This is a genomic window from Mesorhizobium sp. M7A.F.Ca.US.007.01.2.1, assembly GCF_003998165.1.
GTDB classification, from domain to species: domain Bacteria; phylum Pseudomonadota; class Alphaproteobacteria; order Rhizobiales; family Rhizobiaceae; genus Mesorhizobium; species Mesorhizobium ciceri.
This window is the reverse complement of sequence record NZ_RZQP01000383.1, coordinates 1-3,370: the sequence shown is the minus strand read 5'-3', so window position 1 is coordinate 3,370 and position 3,370 is coordinate 1. Positions and strand designations below refer to the sequence as shown.

Annotated in this window: 5 protein-coding genes; 3 read left to right on the top strand and 2 right to left on the bottom strand. The window is 62.7% G+C overall.

The annotated features are described in order from the left end of the window. Positions 1-307 precede the first annotated feature (307 nt). Positions 308-448, bottom strand: a complete 141-nt coding sequence (locus EN949_RS34015; RefSeq protein ID WP_013531314.1) for a DUF1127 domain-containing protein — start codon at positions 446-448, stop codon at positions 308-310. Positions 449-497: 49 nt separating this feature from the next. Then, a complete protein-coding gene (locus tag EN949_RS34010) occupies positions 498-638 on the bottom strand; it encodes a DUF1127 domain-containing protein (RefSeq protein ID WP_013531315.1) in 141 nt (46 codons plus the stop codon). 239 nt (positions 639-877) lie between these two features. On the opposite strand from EN949_RS34010, the gene EN949_RS34005 reads away from it, so the two are divergent. The 3 genes from EN949_RS34005 to EN949_RS33995 form a co-directional block, all read left to right on the top strand. Continuing rightward, positions 878-1,996, top strand: coding sequence for a DUF2157 domain-containing protein (locus EN949_RS34005; protein ID WP_063168110.1), 1,119 nt, complete (start codon positions 878-880; stop codon positions 1,994-1,996). After that, positions 1,993-2,577: a GDYXXLXY domain-containing protein gene (locus EN949_RS34000; RefSeq protein ID WP_063168109.1), complete on the top strand. Its 585-nt coding sequence runs from the start codon at positions 1,993-1,995 to the stop codon at positions 2,575-2,577. Before EN949_RS34005 ends, EN949_RS34000 begins: the two co-directional genes overlap by 4 nt. Before the next feature lie 26 nt (positions 2,578-2,603). Further along, positions 2,604-3,370 (top strand): aromatic amino acid lyase (locus EN949_RS33995; RefSeq protein ID WP_164782640.1); only part of this gene is annotated, 767 nt, incomplete at its 3' end.

Here is a 3,370-nt window from a genome sequence, read left to right as displayed (position 1 = left end):
CCCCTGGGAAACAGCGCCCGCCGCGGGAGGAGGTGCGGCGGGCGCCGTTTTTGTGGCCAACCCTCGGGAGGAGGTGAAGGTCGGGCCGATTCGTCATCGCCGGGGAGGAGGTCGGCTTTGACGAAAACTCTTTCGCTGTTTGAAAAGGAGCGAAACCTTTGGGGCAAAATTCGATTTGCCGGGAAACAACGCCCGCCGCGGGAGGAGGTGCGGCGGGCGCCGTTTTGGTGGTCAACCCTTGGGAGGAGGTAAGGGGTGACCGTATTCGTCAAGGTCGGGGAGGAGGTCGACCCTGGCGAAATTCTGTCTAGATCGCCTGGCGGGCGATGATCTTGATTTCGTCGCGGACGATACCGAGATCATGCAGCTGGCGGTTCGAAAGGCGACCCAGCTCGGTAACCGTCTCGCGATAAACGCGCCAGTTACGATAGTTGCGGATCAGGTTCATTGTCGTTCTCTTTTTCAAAACTGGTTCGGACCATTCGCGGTCCGAAGAATTAGACCGCCTTGCGAGCGACGTAAGGAATGTCGCTGCGGCTGATGCCGAGGTCGGTCAGTTCACGGTTGCTCAGGCGGCTCAGCTCGGACACGGTGTCCCTGTAGCGGCGCCAGTTGCGGTAGTTGCGGATCAGGTTCATGGTAGTTCTCGTTTCGTCTTTCTTGCGGATCATTCCGTTTGTGTACGAACTATAAATAGGCGGACCCATATCGATTTAAAAGCGCTATGGCTGCATGGCAGCAATGCAAATTGTGCAATGCAGCATTAACGCTCGTTCACGGACCTGACACAAAGAAACCCGAATCGGAAAATGCCTAAGCGTCAACGGCTTGACCGGATCGGCTGCAAAAAAGACCAAACTTGGGGGGGAGAAGCAGCATGGCGAGCTATTCGTCGCGGGTCAGGGCGGATATCGCGCGCTGGCAGCAGGCCGGCATGATCGACGCCGCGACGGCCGATTCGCTGGCGCGCGATGTCGAGGCCAACGAGCGCAAGTCGCTGAGCTTCGGCTCGATCCTGGCTATGATGGCCGCCTTGCTGTTCGGCGCCGCCATCCTGATTTTCGTCGCCGCCAATTGGGACGCGATCCCGAGGCTGGCGCGCGTGGCGGCGCTGTTTGCCGTCATCCTTGGCGGCTATGTCGGCGGCGCGGTGCTGAAGGCCCGCGACCATGCGGCAATCGGGGAAGCGCTGTGGATCGTGGCGGCCGCGGCTTTCGGCGGCTCGATCGCGCTGATCGGCCAGATGTATCATCTCTCGGGCGACGAGGCCTCGGCTCTGGTGACCTGGGGAGCCGGCACGGCGCTGGCGGCGGTTGCGCTGCGATCGAACCCGCTGACGGTGGCTTCGGTCGGCATCGCCGATGCCTGGCTGGTCCTCAAAGGCTTCGACTATTACAGCCGCAGCGATTTTCCGCACGGCTTCGTCGTGATGGCGATCGTGCTGTTTGCCGTCTCGTTCTGGACCCGCAGCCAGGCGGCGCGCCACCTGATTATCCTGTCGGTGCTGTTCTATCTCATGCTGCTGGTCACCAACCACGACACGCTGCAGGTGGCGATCCCGCTGGTCGTCGCCTCGGCGCTGCTGTTCGCGGCCTCGGTCTTCGCGCCTGGCCCGGTCGACCGGGTCGTGCAACTCGGCGGCCGCTTGCCCTTGCACGCGCTGCTCGCCTTCCTCACCGGCCTCGCAATGATCCAGTTCGAACTCGCCGACGAGAGCACCTACAACAGCGGTTTTGCCCTCGCTTCGGCGATCGCGCTGGCCGGTGTTGTCGCCGCGATCGTGCTGGCAGGACGGGAGAGCCGTGGGCTACGCTGGCTTGCCTATCTCGGCTTCGCCTTCGAACTCGCCATCATCTATGTCGTGACCCTGCAATCGATGCTCGATACGGCCGGTTTCTTCCTGGCCGCCGCGGTGCTGCTCGGCATCCTCGCGATCGTCATCATCCGCGTGGAAAAACGCATGAAGGGCCCAGACGCCAAGGGAGCCACGGCATGATCACCGGGAAAAGGCTTGTCATCTCGGCGCTGGTGCTGGCGCTCGTCCAGATAGGCTTCCTGAGCTGGATCATCGCCGGCCGGGCGGCGATCCTGCGCAACGGCAAGGAAGTGCTGCTGAAGATCGAACCCGTCGATCCGCGCGACCTCCTGCGCGGCGACTATATTATCCTGGGCTACGAGATTTCACGCATACCGGTGAAAATGATCGCCAACATTCCGCCCGACAAATTTTCAAGCGACGATACGTCGATTGTGGTGCGCCTGAAGAAGGGCGCCGACGGCTATTGGCAGCCGACGGCCGCCTGGTTCGGCAAGGCGCCAACGATGGCAACCGCCGACGAGGCCGATATTCTAGGCCACATCGCCGAAGGCTGGGACCTTCGCGGCGAAGAGGCGACCATCGCGCCGGACTATGGCATCGAGCGCTTCTATCTGCCGGAAGGCGAGGGGATGGCGATCCAGAACGACATGCGGGTGCGGCCATTCGGCATCCGTCTTGCTCTTGCCGGCGACGGCACCGCGCAGATCAAGGCGCTGGTCGACGGCGACAAGACGCTGTTCGAGGAACCACTCTACTAAGTCCCTTATTTCCGATGGTGTGAAGCATGCCAGTTAGCCTGTCGACGCGTGAAGACATCAACCTCGACACTGTCTTCCGCGTCGCCTGGAAGAAGGACACGGTGGAGATCAGCGAGAAGGCCTTGCAGCGCATCGCCGAATGCCGCGTCTCGTTTCTGAAGCTGATTGAATCCGATCCGCCACCGGTCATCTATGGCGTCACAACCGCCATGGGGGAATTGGCAAGCCGAAAGCTCGAACCTGACGAGCGTGATCGCCATGCGCGCATCAAGGCGTTTGCCGCCGCCACCTCGTTCGGCGATCCCTTGCCGGATCGCGTGGTCAGGGCGATCGTGCTTGCCCGTCTGACAAACTTCATCGAGGGCAACGCCGCCACCACGCCGCGCATCGCGCTTGCCGTGGCCGCGATGCTCGACGGTGGGCCGATGCCTGTCGTGCCGGCCTCCGGCCAGGGCGGCGCCGGTGAGATCCTGGCGCTCTATCCCTTGTTTGCAGAACTTTCGACGCGCTTCGACCTCGAGGTCAAGGAACGCGGCTCGCTCATCAACGGCTCGCCCTGCGCCGCCGCTTTGGTGGCCGACGCAGCGCTCGCGGGGCGCCGCCGCATCCGCATGGCGCAAAAAGTTTTCGCGCTGTCGATCGAAGCGTTTCGCGCGCCGCTCGAGCACTATGACGCGGCGCTCGACACGCTCTGGGGCGATGAGCATGAAACGGCTGCCCTGCAGGGATTGCGGGAGTTTCTGGTTGGCGCCGGCGATGGGCGACGCAACTATCAGGCGCCGGTCAGCTACCG